The sequence below is a fragment of the Halanaerobium sp. genome, from assembly GCF_003070835.1.
This window is the reverse complement of the sequence record NZ_QBLR01000057.1, coordinates 1-17,638: the sequence shown is the minus strand read 5'-3', so window position 1 is coordinate 17,638 and position 17,638 is coordinate 1. Positions and strand designations below refer to the sequence as shown.

At 31.0% G+C, this 17,638-nt stretch carries 13 protein-coding genes and 1 pseudogene; all 14 read right to left on the bottom strand.

Features of this window, described 5'->3' with window-relative positions; genetic code table 11:
- Nucleotides 1–593, bottom strand: a 593-nt coding sequence (locus CI949_RS08040; protein WP_290764979.1) for a molybdenum cofactor guanylyltransferase, incomplete at its 3' end; no start/stop codon positions are given.
- Nucleotides 594–615: 22 nt separating this feature from the next.
- Nucleotides 616–996 (bottom strand): helix-turn-helix transcriptional regulator, encoded by a 381-nt coding sequence (locus tag CI949_RS08035; protein ID WP_134059915.1) that lies wholly within the window; start codon nucleotides 994–996, stop codon nucleotides 616–618.
- A gap of 14 nt (nucleotides 997–1,010) precedes the next feature.
- A pseudogene (locus CI949_RS08030) lies at nucleotides 1,011–3,159 on the bottom strand (heavy metal translocating P-type ATPase).
- A 233-nt stretch (nucleotides 3,160–3,392) separates the two neighbouring features.
- The gene (locus CI949_RS08020) at nucleotides 3,393–4,313 is read right to left on the bottom strand and encodes a carbohydrate kinase family protein (RefSeq protein ID WP_166667713.1); all 921 of its coding nucleotides are present in this window, start codon (nucleotides 4,311–4,313) and stop codon (nucleotides 3,393–3,395) included.
- Between the two features lie 28 nt (nucleotides 4,314–4,341).
- A complete protein-coding gene (locus tag CI949_RS08015; protein WP_089716951.1) occupies nucleotides 4,342–5,184 on the bottom strand; it encodes a BtpA/SgcQ family protein in 843 nt (280 codons plus the stop codon).
- A gap of 14 nt (nucleotides 5,185–5,198) precedes the next feature.
- Nucleotides 5,199–6,182, bottom strand: a complete 984-nt coding sequence (locus CI949_RS08010; RefSeq protein ID WP_089716952.1) for an ABC transporter permease — start codon at nucleotides 6,180–6,182, stop codon at nucleotides 5,199–5,201.
- Nucleotides 6,182–7,690 (bottom strand): sugar ABC transporter ATP-binding protein, encoded by a 1,509-nt coding sequence (locus tag CI949_RS08005; protein WP_089716953.1) that lies wholly within the window; start codon nucleotides 7,688–7,690, stop codon nucleotides 6,182–6,184. The genes CI949_RS08010 and CI949_RS08005 overlap by 1 nt, the downstream gene beginning before the upstream one ends.
- 196 nt (nucleotides 7,691–7,886) lie before the next feature.
- Complete coding sequence (locus CI949_RS08000) at nucleotides 7,887–8,810, bottom strand: substrate-binding domain-containing protein (RefSeq protein ID WP_089716954.1); 924 nt, start codon at nucleotides 8,808–8,810, stop codon at nucleotides 7,887–7,889.
- 162 nt (nucleotides 8,811–8,972) lie between these two features.
- Nucleotides 8,973–9,710 (bottom strand): GntR family transcriptional regulator, encoded by a 738-nt coding sequence (locus tag CI949_RS07995; RefSeq protein WP_166667712.1) that lies wholly within the window; start codon nucleotides 9,708–9,710, stop codon nucleotides 8,973–8,975.
- Nucleotides 9,711–9,821: 111 nt separating this feature from the next.
- Complete coding sequence (locus CI949_RS07990) at nucleotides 9,822–11,102, bottom strand: ArgE/DapE family deacylase (protein ID WP_089716956.1); 1,281 nt, start codon at nucleotides 11,100–11,102, stop codon at nucleotides 9,822–9,824.
- Between the two features lie 17 nt (nucleotides 11,103–11,119).
- Entirely contained in the window at nucleotides 11,120–11,872 is a 753-nt protein-coding gene (locus tag CI949_RS07985) for a glutamine amidotransferase (RefSeq protein ID WP_089716957.1), read from the bottom strand.
- A 364-nt stretch (nucleotides 11,873–12,236) separates the two neighbouring features.
- Nucleotides 12,237–13,169 (bottom strand): glycyl-radical enzyme activating protein, encoded by a 933-nt coding sequence (locus tag CI949_RS07980; protein ID WP_089716958.1) that lies wholly within the window; start codon nucleotides 13,167–13,169, stop codon nucleotides 12,237–12,239.
- 109 nt (nucleotides 13,170–13,278) lie between these two features.
- Nucleotides 13,279–15,684, bottom strand: coding sequence for a glycyl radical protein (locus CI949_RS07975; RefSeq protein WP_089716959.1), 2,406 nt, complete (start codon nucleotides 15,682–15,684; stop codon nucleotides 13,279–13,281).
- Nucleotides 15,685–16,261: 577 nt separating this feature from the next.
- A complete protein-coding gene (locus CI949_RS07970; protein ID WP_089716960.1) occupies nucleotides 16,262–17,395 on the bottom strand; it encodes a M23 family metallopeptidase in 1,134 nt (377 codons plus the stop codon).
- Nucleotides 17,396–17,638: the final 243 nt, after the last annotated feature.

Here is a 17,638-nt window from a genome sequence, read left to right as displayed (position 1 = left end):
AAATATTTTAATGCATTGTCCAAATCCTTTGGATAATTTAAATTAAAAAACAATTTTTCTAGCTTGAATTTTTCTTCTAACATAGCTTCACTTAAAATTACCTTTTCAGCATTAGCGTAAAAAGATTTAACTCTCAAATTATCATTCAAAATTTCATTTTGGACCTTTTTCAATAGTGAATAATGGTAAAGAGCTGCCAGTGGTTCCAAAAATCCATTATATTCTGGCACAACAATTTCAGCTTTATTTTTTCTTTTTAAAATACCTTCTAAATAACTAAAATAATTTGATTCCAAAAAGGGCATATCACAACCGCAGATAAAATTATAGTTAGTTTCAGAAAAATATAAGCCGGTGTAAATACCGGCCAATGGTCCCTTATCTTTATAAATATCTTCATAAACTTTTACTCCGTCTATAAAAGAATATTTATCTTTAGAACCAATTATAATTACCTGATTAAAAAAATTGTTTAAATTTGAAGCAATATATTCTATTAATGTTGTCCCGGCAAAAGGGAGCAAAGCCTTATCAAGATTTCCAAAACGTCTGCTCTTTCCTCCTGCCAGAAGCACAGCATTTATTTTAGGCATCTAATCTTCCTTTTCAATAACTTTATTTATCTTCAAGTACATGTTCAAGTCCCTGTCCAAAAAGGCACATCACATGATCATCATCGAGTGAATAATAAACCGAACGACCTTCTTTGCGATACTTAACCAGTTTATTGTTTCTTAGTACTCGAAGCTGATGTGAAATTGCAGAAGAGCTCATATCCAGCAGTTCGGAAAGGTCACAAACACAGAGTTCTCTTTCTTTAAGGGCATAAAGAATTTTGATTCTAGTTGGATCCCCCATTGTTTTGAACAAATCTGCCAAATCATAAACTACTTCATCAGTTAGTTTTTTTTCTTTCATCACTTTAACTACCTGATTATTTGGATTAAATACTTCACAAATATCACACATTGCTTTTTCTTTAAGTTCTGCTGCCATAAAATCCACTCCAATTAAATATCTTTTGTCTTTAAAATTCTCATTACATTAAATACCGCCATTAATGCAACTCCAACATCTGCAAATACTGCAGCCCACATTGAAGCCATACCAAAAATACTTAAAATCATAACTGCAGCTTTAATTGAAAGAGCCATTATGATATTTTGCCAGACTAATTTCTTAGTTTTAGCTGCAATATTTAAAGCGGTAACAATTTTCGAAGGCTCATCTGTCATTAAAACAACATCTGCTGCTTCAATTGCTGCATCAGAGCCAAGGCCTCCCATTGCTATTCCTAAATCAGAACGAGCTAGTACAGGTGCATCATTTATTCCATCACCAACAAAGGCTAATTTTTTTGATTTTTTTAATAGTTCTTCAACTTTAGTGACTTTCTGATCCGGCAGCAATTCTGCATAAAAATTATCAAGCTCCAGTTTAGAAGCAACTTCAGCTGCTGTTGCCTGATTATCACCGGTTAACATCACTAAATTATTAATTCCTAAGTCTTTAAGCGCTGAAAATGCAGAGACAGAATCAGATTTTAGCTGATCAGAAATGACAATCGAAGCTAAAAATTCTCCATTTTTGGCTAAATAAACAGCAGTTCCAGTACTCTTAACTTTTTTGAAGTTAATATTATTTTTCTCCATAAGTCTTTCATTTCCTGCTAAAATTTTATTATTATTAAGAACAGCTTTAACACCTGAACCTGAAATCTCTTGATAATCACTATCAGCTGAGTGTTTTTGATAATTATCAGCTGCATTAACAATTGATTGAGCTATTGGATGATTAGAAAACTGTTCTACTTCAGCAGCTATTTTTAAGATTTCTTGACGGCTGTGATTGCTTTCAATATTAACCTCAGTTACTTTAAAATCACCTTCGGTTATAGTACCAGTTTTATCAAATACTATGGTATCCAGCTCATTCAAAGCTTCCAGGTAGTTGCCTCCTTTGACTAAAATTCCATTTTTTGATGCCAGACCAATACCACCAAAAAAGCCAAGCGGAATTGAAACTACGAGGGCACAAGGGCAGGAAACAACTAAAAATATTAGAGAACGATAAAACCACTGGCTAAAGGCAGCTCCGGTTAAAAGTGGTGGTAATACAGCGACTAACACAGCTGTAAAAACAACAAATGGTGTATAATAACGGGCAAATTTGCTGATAAACTGCTCTGTTGGTGCTTTTTTAGAACTAGCATTTTCTACAAGTTCTAATATTTTTTTTACAGTTGAATCCTTATATTCTTTGGTCACTCGAACTGTAATCAGCTTATTTAAATTTATCATTCCACTTAAAACCTGGTCACCTTCTACAACATCTTTAGGCATTGATTCTCCGGTTAAAGCAGAGGTTTCAAGAGCACTTTCTCCACTAACTACTTTACCATCTACTGGAATTTTTTTCAGCCTTTACAGCAATTAGATCTCCAACTTTCAAATTTTCCGGTTTAACTTCGATAATTTCTTCATCTTTAATTAAATTAGCAAATTCGGCTTTAATATCCATCAAATCTTTTATCGAACGTCGTGAATTATTAACAGCTCTTTCCTGAAATAGTTCTCCTACCATATAAAAAAGCATAACCGCTACTGCTTCTGGGTATTCCTGGATTCCAAAAGCACCTATTGTAGCGATAACCATTAAAAAGTTTTCATCAAAAATCTGTCCCTGCCCGATATTTAAAACGGCAGCTTTAAGAACTGGATAGCCGATTAAAAAATATGCTGTTATGTAGGCAGGTAAAGCTAGGCTGCTTAAGATACTGCCTTTAAAAATATTTAAATGAGAAAAACTTAGGGCAAAGATAAAAAATAAAGTTCCAATAAATATATTCTTTTTCTGCCAGAGATATGATTTAAGTGATGATCCCTCAACACCAACTTCTGCTTGCGTTTCTGACTTATCTCTAACCTTAACTCCTGGTTCTATTCTATCTGAAATTTTTTGCAATTCGTCCTGGCTCTTTTCTAATCTCGCCTCTTCAGCCGCTACTTTTAAAGTAGAAGTCGCAAAATTTAGTTCAACTTTGTCCATTCCATCAAGTTTTTTGACCTGATCTTCAATTTTCATGGCACAATTTGAACAATTTAAACCTTCAAGCTCAAATTCTTTTTCATTATTTTTTTCTTCAACTGTATTCTGCATTTTCCACCTCTGATTTTTTATTTATTATATATGAACAATTATTCAAATGTTTCATGCTTTAATTATAGAATATTTGTTGAGAGGTGTCAAGATATAAGAAATAAAAAACTTCATAACTCCACATCAGACTTGCACTGATTAGCAAATATTCATGCCAGGCAAACTAACAATAAAACTGCAGATATTTATCTGCAGTTTTATTACTCTTATTTTTTTAATCAAATTTTCAATTCTCAATCTTTATTTTCTCTAATAAAATCATACACTTCTTCTATTTTTGGAAGTGCTTCTTTCGCACCTTTTCTTGTTACAGAAATTGCAGCAACAGCATTTGCAAACTCCATAATATTTTCAAAATCTAATTTATTTAAATAAGCTGTTAAAAATCCACCAGCAAATGCATCTCCAGCACCAGTTGTATCAATAACATTCACCTTAAAACCGGGGCTATTTATTTCTTTCCCACTGGAGGTCTTTAAAAAACTACCTTCTTTGCCCTTTTTATAAACAACCATTTTACATCCCAGTTCTAAAAATATATCCAAACCTTTTTCACTATTTTTAATTAGATCATGATATTCTACTCTATTTAAAAATAATATATCAGTCTCTTTCAAAATATATTCTATTTCTTTTAAACCTTTTGAAGAAATTAATGTCCCAGGATCAAACGAAACAATCAAGTTATTTTCTTTAGCATAAGAAAGCAAAGTAGGAACAACAGATAACAAAGGATTACTCATGTGTAAGATTTCAGCTTTACTTATATAGTTTTTATCAAAATCTTCTTTTTTTGTTTGAAGATTTGCTCCTAAATAACTTAGTAATCTTCTTTCTCCATCATTATCTATAATAGCAAAAACTGTACCAGATAAATAACCTTCTTTTTTATTAACTTTTGATACATCTACCCCTTCTTGTTGAAGACGTTCAAGCAATTCCTTACCATTCGAATCATCACCAATACTTCCTACATATCCTGTTTTTTTCCCTAATCTAGACAAAGATACAGCGACATTTGTGGCTGCACCGCCACAAAATTTTTCTAAATTATGTATTGGCAATTCTTCATCTATTTCAGGAAGCCTATCCATTCTCCCTATATAATCTACATTGATATCACCAAAACATATTACATCAAATTTAGAATTCATTAAATATAAACCCTCTTCCATATAAGATCTATCTTAATTTATTTACTATATCCATTAATCTTTTTACTCTTTCTACATCCACAGGATTCCACCAAACTCCATCCTCTTTTAAGTAAGAGCCAACAACTGCTCCACTAGCAATTTCCAGAATCTTTTTTGCATTGTCATCATTAATACCACTACCAACTATAACAGGAAGCTGAGTATTATTGCTTATTCCAACTAACTCATCTAATGAAGTTTCATCTCCAGTACGACTCCCGGTAGCTATTAAAATATCTGCATCAAAAAATATATTATCTCTTGTCTGTTCAGCAAGTGATCTATCAGCAACAATTGAGTGACTTCCATGTTTAACATGGACATCAGCCATTACTTTTATATCATCAGCCTGCAGCATTTTTTTGTAACGCATAGCTTCTGCCGAAGCCCCTTCTAAAATCCCTTCGTTAGCTACATAGGCATTGACCCACTGATTACATCTGACCCAGTCTGCATTTGTAGCTTTTGCCGCTGCTAAAGATTGAATTACTCCATTTGCTAAGAAATTAAAACCGAAAGGTAAATCAACTTCTCTAGTCACCTCATTTGCTAGAACAGTTAAAGCAGCAACTGTTTCATAACCTATATCTTCCGGCTTAGAAAATGGAACATCCCAGGCATTTTCAAACATTAAACCATCTACTCCACCTTCTTTTAAGGCTAGAGCATCATTGATTGAAAACTCTATTATCTCTTGCATGCTTTCTCCATTATAGCGCGGAGCACCAGGTAATGGTTTAGTATGAATCATACCAATAATCGCCTTTTTTTTGCCAAAAATATTTTTTATTTCATTCTTCTTCTTTGGTAAAATACCTATATCAGCCATTTTATTCTCCCCTTTTATCTACTTATATTTTTCTTTTTCAATTTTATATTATTAACCAATACTGCTAATAAAATTACTAAACCTTTAACCATCATCTGATTGTATGAAGAAACATTTAATAAGTTTAGGCCATTTCCTAAAATACCAATGATTGCAACTCCAATAAATGTACCCGATACACTACCTATTCCACCTGCAAAACTTGTACCTCCTAATATTACTGCAGCGATAGCATCAAGTTCTGCACCATCACCAGCATTTGGAGATCCAGTAGAGAGTCTAGAAGCAAGAATGATTCCACTTATTGCTGTTAAGAATCCAGCTGAAGTATAAACATAAATTAATGTCTTATCAATATTTACACCACAAAGCCTTGCTGCTTCTTCATTACCGCCAACAGAATAAATATGTCTACCAAATTTAGTTTTCTTTAAAACAATATGACCAATGACCCCAATAAAAATTGCAATAATAACTGGGATTGGAATTGGACCAATATAGCCTCTACCAATTACTCTGAATAGTTCATTTGATACATAAATTGGTCTTCCAGATGTATAAACAAAACTTAAACCTCTTAAAATAGTCATAAGTGCTAAGGTTACAATAAATGGGGGTATATTCTGTTTAGAAACCATAACTCCTGTAAAGGCTCCCACTAAAGATCCAACTACTAAAGTTAAAATAATTGCTACAATAATTGGCAGACCCATATTAACAATTAACCCTGCTGCAACCGTACCTGTTAAGGCAACTAAGGCTCCAGCACTAAGGTCAATACCTTTTGTAATTATAATATAAGTCATACCTACAGCAATAATACCATTAATAGATGCCTGTCTTGCTACATTTAATAAATTAGAAAAAGTTAAAAATCTATCTGACATAAAAGTCATAAAAACAAATAATATTATTAACCCTAAAGCTGCACTACCTTTTTCACCAAAAAAACTTTTTATTCTATCTTGAAATGATATTTTATTTTCTAACTGATTCATTAATTAACCACACCTCCAAAGGCAAGCTTGAGAATATTTTCTTCTGTCTGTTTTTCTCCCTCTAAAAATCCTGATATTTCCCCTTCTCTCATGACCATAATTCGGTCACTCATTGCTAGTAATTCAGGATTTTCAGATGAAATCATAATTATGCTAATTCCTTTTTTTGCTAATTCACCCATAAGTTCGTATATTTCAGATTTTGCTCCCACATCAATACCTCTGGTAGGCTCATCCATAATTAAAATCTCTGGAGCCAACAAAATCCATCTTGCAATAATTGCTTTCTGCTGATTTCCTCCACTTAATTTATCAATTTTTTGTTTTAATGAAGGCGTTTTAACCTGTAGTCTTTCTACTAAAGATTTAGTGGCAATTTCTTCAGCTTTATTATCAATTAAAACATTAAATTTTCTATCTATTAAGTCTAATCCGGGTAAAGTAATATTTTCTTTAACACTCATAGTTTTTATAATTCCAGTAGCCTTTCTGTCTTCAGAAATTAGTCCTAAGCCAAAGTCAATTGCATTTTGGGCATTTGATATTTTTACAGAATTTCCTTTTAAAATTATTTCTCCATCATCAAATTTTCTTAAACCAAACAATGTTTCCATGACTTCAGTTCTTTGACTTCCTACAAGTCCACCAACCCCAAGAATTTCACCTTTTTTTAAATTAAAACTAATATTTTTAAATTTATCTTGATAAGATAGATTTTTAACTTCTAGAATAGTTTCACCGATTTCAACTTCTTTTTTGGGAAATAAATCTGTAACTTCTTTTCCTACCATTAAATTTACAAGTTGATCTTTATCTTTAATTTCATTAATTTCAAGAGTTTTGATATTTTTACCATTTCTTAAAACAGTTACTCTGTTAGCAATCTCAAAAATTTCTTCTAATCTATGCGAGATATAAATAATTGTTACTCCTTGATTTTTTAAGTCTTCTATTATTTCAAATAAAATTTCAGTCTCTTTGTTACTAATTGAAGAAGTCGGCTCATCCATAATTAATATATCAGCATCTAAAGAAATAGCTCGTGCAATTTCTATCATCTGCTGTTGAGCAATACTTAAATTTTTAATTAATGTATCAGGAGAAATATTCAGTTTTATCTTTTTAAATATTTTTCTGACTTCATCCGTCATTTCTTTGTCATTTACAAGGTTGCTTTTATTATAAACTCTTTCATTACCCATAAAAATATTTTGAGACACAGTTAATTCTGGAAATAAAGTAAGTTCTTGATAAATTGCACTAATACCTAAATTTTTAGATTTTGTAGGACTAAGATTTTTAACTTCAGTACCTCTATAAAAAATTTTACCATCTGTTTTTTGATAGGCACCTGTCAAAACTTTTATCAATGTTGATTTTCCTGCACCATTTTCGCCAATAAGTGCATGAATTTCACCTTCTATTAAATCAAAACTGATATTATCTAAGGCTTTAACACCTGGAAAATGTTTAGATAGTCCTTCTAACCTTAATATTTCATTATCCATAATTTCACCCTATCTTTTTTGTAAATATATTTGCTTTTAATTATAATTTGGTTAACTTTCCCTTTTTTATAATTAATTGAAGGATTTAATATATTTTTAGAGAATATATTATTTGTGAGATTTTATAAATCCTACTTAGTGGCATTTAATCATCGCCAGATAATTTGCCACTAAGTAAGGATTAAAACTTATTTGTTTAGTTTAAGAACTCATCAACATTATTTTCATCATATAATAATACTGGAACTGGAATTAAAGGATCAATTTCATTTCCATTAATCTTTTCAACTAAAGCATTTAAAGCTCTTCTTCCCATTTCTTTTGGCTGCTGCTGTATCATAGCTAAAATAATACCATCTTTGATACCATCTGCTGCCTCAGGAGTCAGGTCAAAACCTACAATTTTAACACCTTCTGCTCTAGCTGATTCAAGTGCTGATTTTGCACCAAGAACACTATTTTCAGCAGTAGAATATATAATATCTACATCAGGATTAGACTGTAAAATGTTTTCCACAGTATTCATGGATTCCTCTCTATCATAACCAGGCTGTGGTTGAAGAATTTCAACATTTCCCATTCCTTCTAATGCCTTTTCAAAACCAGCAACTCTCTGCTGTTGAATATTTGATTCTAACCAACTTACTATGGCTATTTTAGCATCTCCACCTAATTCATTTTCAATATATTCTTTAGTATACTGACCTAACTGCTCTCCAGCATCTTCATTTAGAGTACCAACAAATGAATCAACTTTGTCAGTCTCTAATTTCATATCAATTGTTACAACAGGCATTTGTTCAGCTGCTTCATTTACTGCTGGAACAATTGCTGCAGGATCTGTACCGATAACTATAAGCCCATCTACACCCATAACCATATAATCTTCAATTGCAGATACCTGTTCTTGAGCATTTACATTAGGATCATTTGTAAACAGTTCCACACCATGTTCTGCCGCTGCTTCTTTTATCCCTTCATCAATATCAATAAAAAACTGATGTCTTAATGTAACAGTTGTAACTCCAACAGTTAATTGGTCATCCTGAGCTGCCACTGAGATATTCATGCCCAAAATCATAAAACTAACTAATAACAAAATTAATATTTTCTTTTTCATAGTATCTCTCCTCTTAGTTTTATTGTTTGAAAAATTAAAAAATTTAAAATTTATCCCCTCCTTGTTTATAATTAAATTGACTAAACTATATAAACATATTGCTTTATAATAAATATCCAGATTAACTTAAAAATTAATCTGCATATAAATTAACTTTTAAGTTTAGTTTCTTTTCAATCTGATTGAGTATTTATATTTATCAGCTCTATAATACATCTTAACAAATTCAAAAGGGTCATCATTATCTGTACAAGTTATTCTTTCTAAAATTAATAGTGGGAATTCTTTTTTTATCCCAAGCAGATTACTGATATATGAATTAGAAATTCCACCTTCTAATGTTTCATCAGCATAACTAATATTTATACCATAATCTTCTATAATATCATATAATGAACTTTCATTATCCATTTCTTTAATTTCGTCTACCGCTTTTTTATTCAAAATATTTGTATCTAAATAACAATCATGAACACCTACAGATTCTTCATTTATCAGTCTTAATCTTTTAATATTTAAAAAAACTGTTTGAGAATCTGTTCCCAGCTTCTTAGCTACCTCAGCATCAATTGTTTTTTCGATACTAATGATTTTTGATTCGGGATTTAAACCCTTAGCTTCTATATCTTCTGTAAAACTTGTTAAGTTAGGTAATTCATGTGACAATTTAGGAAATGAAACAAACGTTCCTTTACCCTGCTTTTTCTTAACTAAGCCTTCATTCTCCAACTCCTTAATTGCCTGTCTTACTGTAATTCTACTAACTCCAAACTCCTGCTGAAGTTCTTTTTCAGATGGAATAATATCTCCTGGATTTAAATCTTCCTCTTTTATTTTTTCTTCTATTATATTTTTTAACTGAATATATAATGGTAAATGATCATTTCTATCAACTCTCATAAGTAAACGCCCCCAAAATTTAATTATCATGTCATTATAACGTCTCTATGTTTATATAGTACTCTATTTTAGGTAGAATGTCAATATATTTATAATATTTTTATAATTAAATTAATTGTTTAATTCAATAATACTGAGGGCCATTATTTTAATATAATCAAGATATTGATCAAGATCTAAATACTCATTTATACCATGCGCTTGCTTAATACTTCCAGGTCCAAACATCAATGTCGGCACTTTGGAATAATTTTGCAATAATCTAGCATCACAACCATATTCAGACCCAGCAATTACTGCTTTTTCATTATCTCTAATTTTTTCAAAATTACTGCTAAATACCTTTAAATAATCCTCATCGCTTTTAAATTCAAATGGACTGCCTTCTTGATATTTTTTCAATTTAGGTTTGTGATTTTTTAACCATTGATCACCATTTGAAATTAATTTAATTCTATCAATTATCTCTCTTTCTACAATTGATCCTAAACCATTTGAATCAGCATCTTCTGGTAAAAAATGAACACCAAAATCAACTCTACAATTGTCAGGTACTACTGAACCAGCTGTGCCACCATTTATTGTACCAAAATTTATAGTTGGAGGAGGTAAAATAGAATTCCTCTTTTTTAAAAGCCACTCTGATTCTAATTCTTTTAAACCATTAATAATTTTTATTGTTTTTTCAATTGCATTAACTCCTAGCCATTTCAACCCAGAGTGTAGTGATTTACCTTCAACATCCATTTTAAAAAATACCCAACCCATATGAGATCTCATTATCTTTAATTCGGTTGGTTCAGCTACAACTGCTAAATCAGCTTTATAACCATTATCAATACAGGCTAAAGTTCCATTACCTCCACCTTCTTCATCAACAACACTTTCTAAAATTATATCACCTTTAATATCGCAGTTACATTTAATTAAAGATTCAACTGCTAAAATTAATGCTGCCAATCCACCCTTCATATCACAAGCTCCTCGTCCATATAATTTATTGTCAATTATTTTGGGTTCTAAAGGATGTGAATACCATTGATCAATTTTATTAAAAGGCATCGTATCAATATGACCATTCAAGATAATCGACTTATGATTTTTGCTATCTTTGCCTTTTAAAACTCCAACAACATTTGGTCTATTTTGATAGTTATGACCTAAGGAAGCTTCAGCATATTTTTTTAGTTTTTTATTTTCTGGTTCAAATGTTTCAATATCTAATCCTAACTCTTTAAATTTAGAAATTATTATTTCCTGACCATTTAATTCATGACCTCCATCGATACCGTGGTTAATATTTGTTGTGTCTTTAGATATTAATTTTTTTAGAAATTCTATAAAGTTTTCACGATTTTGATCAATATAATCAATTATTTTTTTAGAATTCATTATTTCTTCCTCATTTCTTAATTATTACTTAACCATCTTACAGCCTGCTGCCAGAATACAGAATAATACTCCCACTCACAAAATTCTGGTGAAGCCCAGTGAGGGGCACAATCAGAAGCAAAAGCCATTGTTCTCCCTTTTCCAACCTCTCTAACTGCGATAATAGGATCTCCATCATACTCAGCAAGAAGTTTAGCATCTTCTTTTAGTTTTAATCTATTATATCCTAAGAAATAAGGCCATTTTGCTGGAAGATTCTCTGTTATAGGGTGTGATTTTTCAGCAAGTTCTAAATTAAAACCCTCGGGAACCTCCTGGCGATCATCATAAGCAGAAATATTTACAGGTAATATTTCTTCAATTTCTGTATTATGATATCGACCTTTTCCATCTATTCCTTGAAAAGTCATGTAACCACCAATCATGCAGAGGGAACCACCTTTCTCTACATATTTTTTTAATAATTTTAATCTATTCGGCATTCTTAGTGATTTTTGAAATGTATCTGGTGATAAAAGTAATGAATCTGCGCCCACATCACTTAGAATTATAACATCAAATTTATTTAGTTCTTCTTCAGAATGTGGAAATTCAACTGGAACCCTGTGTGATGGAAGATAAACAAAGTCAAATTCATCTATATCTAAAGCTTTTCTAATCCATTCTACAGCTTCTTCATAGATTCCTATTGAAAAAAAATTAAAACCTTTGCCTTCAGTGATATTTGAGTGCCAAGACTCTCCTGCAAATAAAATTTTTGTTTTACTCATAATTTCACTCCTCTTCAAATTAAGTTATGACAAAATAACGTTATAACCTTATAACATTACTATATAATTTTTATTTGTTATTGTCAAGAATTTTCGCACTCTTTTATCAATTTAGATAAATCCAAACATTTGAAATATAATTAGTAGTTAGAACCAGCCATTTTGATTCATAATTAATTTCTTTTTCTCCACATATAACTTATCAATTTTCCTCTTGCTTCAACTTGAGCTATGGGTATTCCGCTTGATTATTTTATCTTTGAAGAGTATAATAAGTATTCTTTTAACAAAAAAAGATGACAATCTTTTGCAGTTAAATGCAAAAATTGCCATCAAAACAAATTATGATATACTTTTTTATACTCTATTCCACTCCTCCAATTGTACAGTCTATACCTTTTTTTATAATTAGTTCTTTTATCTGTTCCATTTTTTCATTTGAAGGTGATTCAATATCTTTCATTTGATATTTTTGACCCAAACCATAATATTTATCTTCTCCTAGTCTATGATAAGGCAAAATATCTATTCTTTTTACTCCTTTTAGATCTAACGCAAATTCTGCAATTTCACTAACACTTTCTTTATCATCATTAAAGCCTGGAATAATAGGGGTTCTTACAACCAAATCAGCAGAGCTTGCAGCTGCAAACTTTGCATTTGCTAATATTCTTTTATTAGATACACCTATTACTTTTTTATGTTTACCATCATCTATCATTTTAATATCATAAAGAAATAAATCAGTCCAGGGGATAATTTTTTCTAAAGTTTCTTTTGGATAATATCCGGCAGTTTCAATTGTAGTATGCCAGCCATTTGCTTTACAACCTTTTAATAATTCTAAAAGAAAATCAGATTGATAAAGAGCTTCCCCACCAGAAAATGTAATACCTCCATTTGAACGACGATAATGAATTCTATCTTTATTTAACTCAAATAATAATTCTTCTACACTCCCTTCAATCCCTTCAATAGAAAGAGCTTTCGAATAACAATGATCAACACATTCCATACATAAATTACATTTATCTCTAACTATTCTTCCCCTTAGATTAAAATCAACTGCATTATTAGGACAGATTTCTATACATTTTTTGCAGTCAATGCATAAATTAGGATTAAACATTATCTGCGGATCTTTATCCTTTGATTCTGGGTTACTACACCAAGGACAATCTAAAGGACAACCTTTAAGAAACACTATTGTTCTAATTCCAGGACCGTCATGAACAGAAAATTTCTGTATATCAAAGTATATTCCTTTTTTATCTGAATTATAATTAATTTTTTTAATAGTCTATCACCTCAATATAGTATAATTAAGCTCAGGGATAACTAATAAATTTATTAGTCACCCTGAGAAATTTAGATATTTTCAATTACTAGTATTTAGTAGTTTTAATTTAGAAACACTGTTCAGTTCTTGAAATAATATCATCCTGTAATGATTTATCTAGCGAAACAAAGTGAGCACTGTAACCGGCTACTCTTACTACTAAATTCTTATAGTTATCTGGATTCTTTTGAGCTTCTCGTAAAACATCACCACTAACCACATTATTTTGGATATGGAATCCTTTCTGATCAAAAAAGCTACCAATTAAAGCATTTAAGTTACGAGATCCATTTTCTCCTTCTAAAGCAGAAGGATGGAATTTTTGATTTAATAAAGTACCATTGGAAGCTATATGGTGATCTAATTTTGCTACTGAATTAACTGCAGCAGTTGGCCCATTTTGATCACGTCCACCAACAGGAGAAACACCATCTGCAAGAGGTGTACCAGCTAGTCTTCCTTCTGGAGTGGCGCCTGTTGCAGCACCTAAAGGTACATTTGCAGATACTGGATAAAGACCTGGCTGAAAAGAACCTCCGCGAGGATTTTCATATTTTTCTACCTCTTTACAGTAAATTAAAGCCCCTTCTCTTGCTAATTCATCAACTTCATCAATATCATTACCAAATTTGGGAGCATTGTTAAGTAATTTTTGTCGCAATGCTTCATGACCATCAAAATTATTTGCTAGTACATTTTCTAATTCTTCAATAGAAATTTCTTTTTCTTCAAAGACTAATTTTCTCACTGCTGCTAAAGAATCACCTACATTTGCAACTCCCACTCCCTGAGGCCCAGTGAAATTGTAGTGAGCGCCTCCGTTTTGAACTGACTTACCTTCATCAATACAGTCATCTACCATTGAAGAAAGGAAGGGAAGTGGTGCTCTTTCAGCATGAGCAGAATCCACACAGTTGTCAGAATGAATTAATAGTTCTACAAAGTATTCCATTTGATTTTTATAAGCATCCATTACCTCATCAAATGATTCAAAAGAACTTGCTTTACCTGTTTTTGGTCCCAACTGTTTATAATCTTGCATCGGATCTTTCCCATCATTTAAAGCTAATTCTAAGACTTTAGCCATATTAAAGAAAGCTGCATCATGCCATCCCTCAGTTTTACCCATTTTTTGTGGTTCGACACAACCAATTATACAGTAATCTCTAGCATCTTCCAGTGTTAAACCTCTATTTGTTAAAGAAGGGATTGTTACTTCATCATTATAATAAGCTGGCATACCGAGACCTTCTTTAGTAGTTTCAGCAGCTTTCATCATGAATTCTTCCGGACTTTTATCCCAGTATCTAACAGAAATTGAAGGCTGAGGCATTTTAGTATGTTCAGTTGCCTCTAAACACATAAACGATAGTAGGTTTGTAGCATCTTGACCACCTGGTGTTTGTCCTCCTACTATTAAATTCTGGAACATAGGATAACCACCAAAAGCATCAGTGGAAGCCTGATCACGAACTTTATTTATATCATTAAATTTTACCCAGAGTGTATCTAGTAACTCTTGAGCTTTTTCTAAAGTGATTTCATTATTATCTAAATCTTTTTTTAAATACGGATACATATATTGGTCAAAACGTCCTGGTGAAATCGAATGTCCATTAGATTCAAGCTGTAAAACTAATTGTACAAACCAAAATGATTGCAGTGCTTCATGAAAAGTCGAAGCTGGATTAGCAGGTACATTTCTACAATTCTTAGCAACCTCTAGTAATTCTTTTTTTCTTTTATTATCAGATGTTTTTTCTGCTAATTTTTCTGCTTCTTCAGCAAAACGACCAGCAAACTCTATAACAGCTTCAGCTGTTATTATTACTGAATCTAAAAAATGTCTTTTTGGAGTATCATCAGGATTACCAAAACTCAATTCTTTTTTAGCAGCTTTAGCTTTTTCAATAATACCATTGAAACCCTCTGCTAAAACTTCATCATAAGATACACAAACATGTCCTACACCGTTGAAATAATAATTACCAACAGTATAAACACCTGCATCCATAGCCTCTAGAGCTTCTTGAGTCATTAAAGAAGTTGCAAGTTCATTAGTAGTACTTTGATCCCAGTAGTCAAAAACTTCTTTTAGAGTTTCTTTTGTTTTTTCAGAAATTAAAAATCTGTCTCCATCTCTTTCTGCTAGAGTATCAAATTCATCTAATAACCATTTATTAGAGAATTCAGGGAAAATAGGACTGCTTCGAGGTTTAGTAGTCTGATTTCCCACAATAAGTTCATTATCTCGAATAACTATGTTCATTTCTTTTAAAATCTTTTCTAATGCTTTAGCTCTTTTTTTAATTACTGGTAATGACTCATTTTCTTTATAAGATTCTGTAATTAAAACAGCACGCTCTGGGTCAATTTCTGGTGTAACTGACATTAAATCATCTAATAAAGTATCAATTCTCGGAGCTTTTTCAGGTAATTGGTAAGAAAATTTTAGTTTTTTAGTTGCTTTCATTAATAATTAAACCTCCAGTTTGTTTTGTTGTGATTTAAGATGTGATTTTTAAAAGTGTTTCTAGAAAATTTTAGTTATCAAAAATCGCCTCCCTTTTTAAATTAAGTTTATCTCTTAAATATTCTCCTATACCAAATTTTTATCTCTTACATATATCCTACTCAATTAAATAATTTAGTAAAAATTATATTTTTCCTTTAAAAAATCCATTTTTTATCTGAATTTTTCGATATTTTATAATAAGAGAACTTTATTAAGAGAATTTAATAATGTTTTGGTTTGATTCGACAAATATTTCTGCAAATCATAAAAATAAGCTATTTAGCTTGACATTGTTGGTTTTAATAATTCATAATCAATCAACTTACTCATAATTAAAATTATTTACAAATTAAGTTATGACAAAATAACATTATAACCTTATAACAATACTATATAATCTTTATTCGTCATTGTCAAGTATTTTCACACTTTTATAACAATATAGATAAATTCAAATATTTGCAAATATAATTAGAAATAAAACCCCACTAAATAATTAGCGGGGTTAATTAGTTCTATTAACTTTTAATAACATTTAACGATGAATATAATTTAAAGGATTTTCAGGACGACCATTAACCTGAACTTCAAAATGGAGATGTGGTCCAGTCGAATTACCAGTATTTCCTGATCGAGAAATAACCTCACCTCTACCAACAGATTCTCCACTTCTAACCAATAATTTAGAATTATGAGCATAAAGAGTTCTTAATCCCTTTTGATGTTCAATAATAACAACATAGCCATAGCCACTAGCCCAACCGCTATAAACTACTCTTCCAGAACTTACCGCTCTAATTGGACTACCCATTGGAGCTGCAAAATCAATTCCTTCATGAATTCTACCCCAACGTGGACCATAATATGATGTGATCCTGGTGTTGATTGGATACATGAATTTTTGGTCTAAACGGTCTTGATAACTAAATTCTGGTTTTGCACCTCTTAAAATCAAATTCTGGTCAATTTTCAATTTAGAAGAATCTTTTATATTATTATCTTTCATTATAGTTTCAGCTTTAATATTAAATTTACTGGCAATACTGGCAATACTTTCACCAGGTGAAACACGATAGATAATCCCCTTAATTGGTAGAATTTTAAATTCTTGCCCAGGTTTAATACTATTCATATTACTGATATTATTAGCTCCAATTAGCGAATCAATATTTAGATTATGCTGATGGGCAATATCCCAGAGAGTTTCGCCACTTTTAACTCTATGTACCTTTACTCTTTTGATTAAGGGCTTTCTTTCAACTTCAGCAAAAGTTATTTCGGAACTTTCCTCTTTTCCATCGTTATTATTTTCTTCTCGGTGATTATTTATTTTAAGATCGCGATTATCCTGCTTTGAAGCTAATTCATTTTCAATTTTACTATCTCTGCTGTTCAAAAGATCTGTTTTAGCAGAATCTTTATTTTTATTTATAGTCTCTGTTTCTAGACTTGTTTTCTCTTTTGAATCCAATTTATAATTAATATCACTCTTTTTGCTTATTTTCCTATCTTCAAAATTATTATTTGACTCATATGTTTGGTTGTTAGAATTAGACTGATGATTTGGTTGAAGCATTCTTCCACCTACATTCATTGAATTACTGTAGGCTGAAAAAGTAAGCAATATGAAAATGATTAAAAAACCTGTTAAGCGTTCTCGTCTGCGCATTTTTTCTCCACCTTTATGCCATTCATAATAAAGTATCAAAAATGTTATCCATTTAACATTATAACAGAATTTAGTGATAAATTAAAGACTATCAAAACAAAATTTGAGGAAATTCGACTATATTTATAGAAAATTTTTATAAATTAAATTTAAATTTGATTTTTTAACAAGGATTCTGTAGCACCACTTTACAAAAAAATTAGATAAAAAATTGGCGACTTATTCCTTCTTTTGATATAATAT

Bases quoted from the DNA above. Each gene is read 5' to 3' on its own strand.
- CI949_RS08015 (WP_089716951.1), bottom strand. From the start codon at position 5,184: ATGGCTGATATAGGTATTTTACCAAAGAAGAAGAATGAAATAAAAAAT.
- CI949_RS08035 (WP_134059915.1), bottom strand. From the start codon at position 996: ATGGCAGCAGAACTTAAAGAAAAAGCAATGTGTGATATTTGTGAAGTA.
- CI949_RS08005 (WP_089716953.1), bottom strand. From the start codon at position 7,690: ATGGATAATGAAATATTAAGGTTAGAAGGACTATCTAAACATTTTCCA.
- CI949_RS08020 (WP_166667713.1), bottom strand. From the start codon at position 4,313: ATGAATTCTAAATTTGATGTAATATGTTTTGGTGATATCAATGTAGAT.
- CI949_RS07995 (WP_166667712.1), bottom strand. From the start codon at position 9,710: ATGAGAGTTGATAGAAATGATCATTTACCATTATATATTCAGTTAAAA.
- CI949_RS08000 (WP_089716954.1), bottom strand. From the start codon at position 8,810: ATGAAAAAGAAAATATTAATTTTGTTATTAGTTAGTTTTATGATTTTG.
- CI949_RS07990 (WP_089716956.1), bottom strand. From the start codon at position 11,102: ATGAATTCTAAAAAAATAATTGATTATATTGATCAAAATCGTGAAAAC.
- CI949_RS07970 (WP_089716960.1), bottom strand. From the start codon at position 17,395: ATGCGCAGACGAGAACGCTTAACAGGTTTTTTAATCATTTTCATATTG.
- CI949_RS07985 (WP_089716957.1), bottom strand. From the start codon at position 11,872: ATGAGTAAAACAAAAATTTTATTTGCAGGAGAGTCTTGGCACTCAAAT.
- CI949_RS08010 (WP_089716952.1), bottom strand. From the start codon at position 6,182: ATGAATCAGTTAGAAAATAAAATATCATTTCAAGATAGAATAAAAAGT.
- CI949_RS07975 (WP_089716959.1), bottom strand. From the start codon at position 15,684: ATGAAAGCAACTAAAAAACTAAAATTTTCTTACCAATTACCTGAAAAA.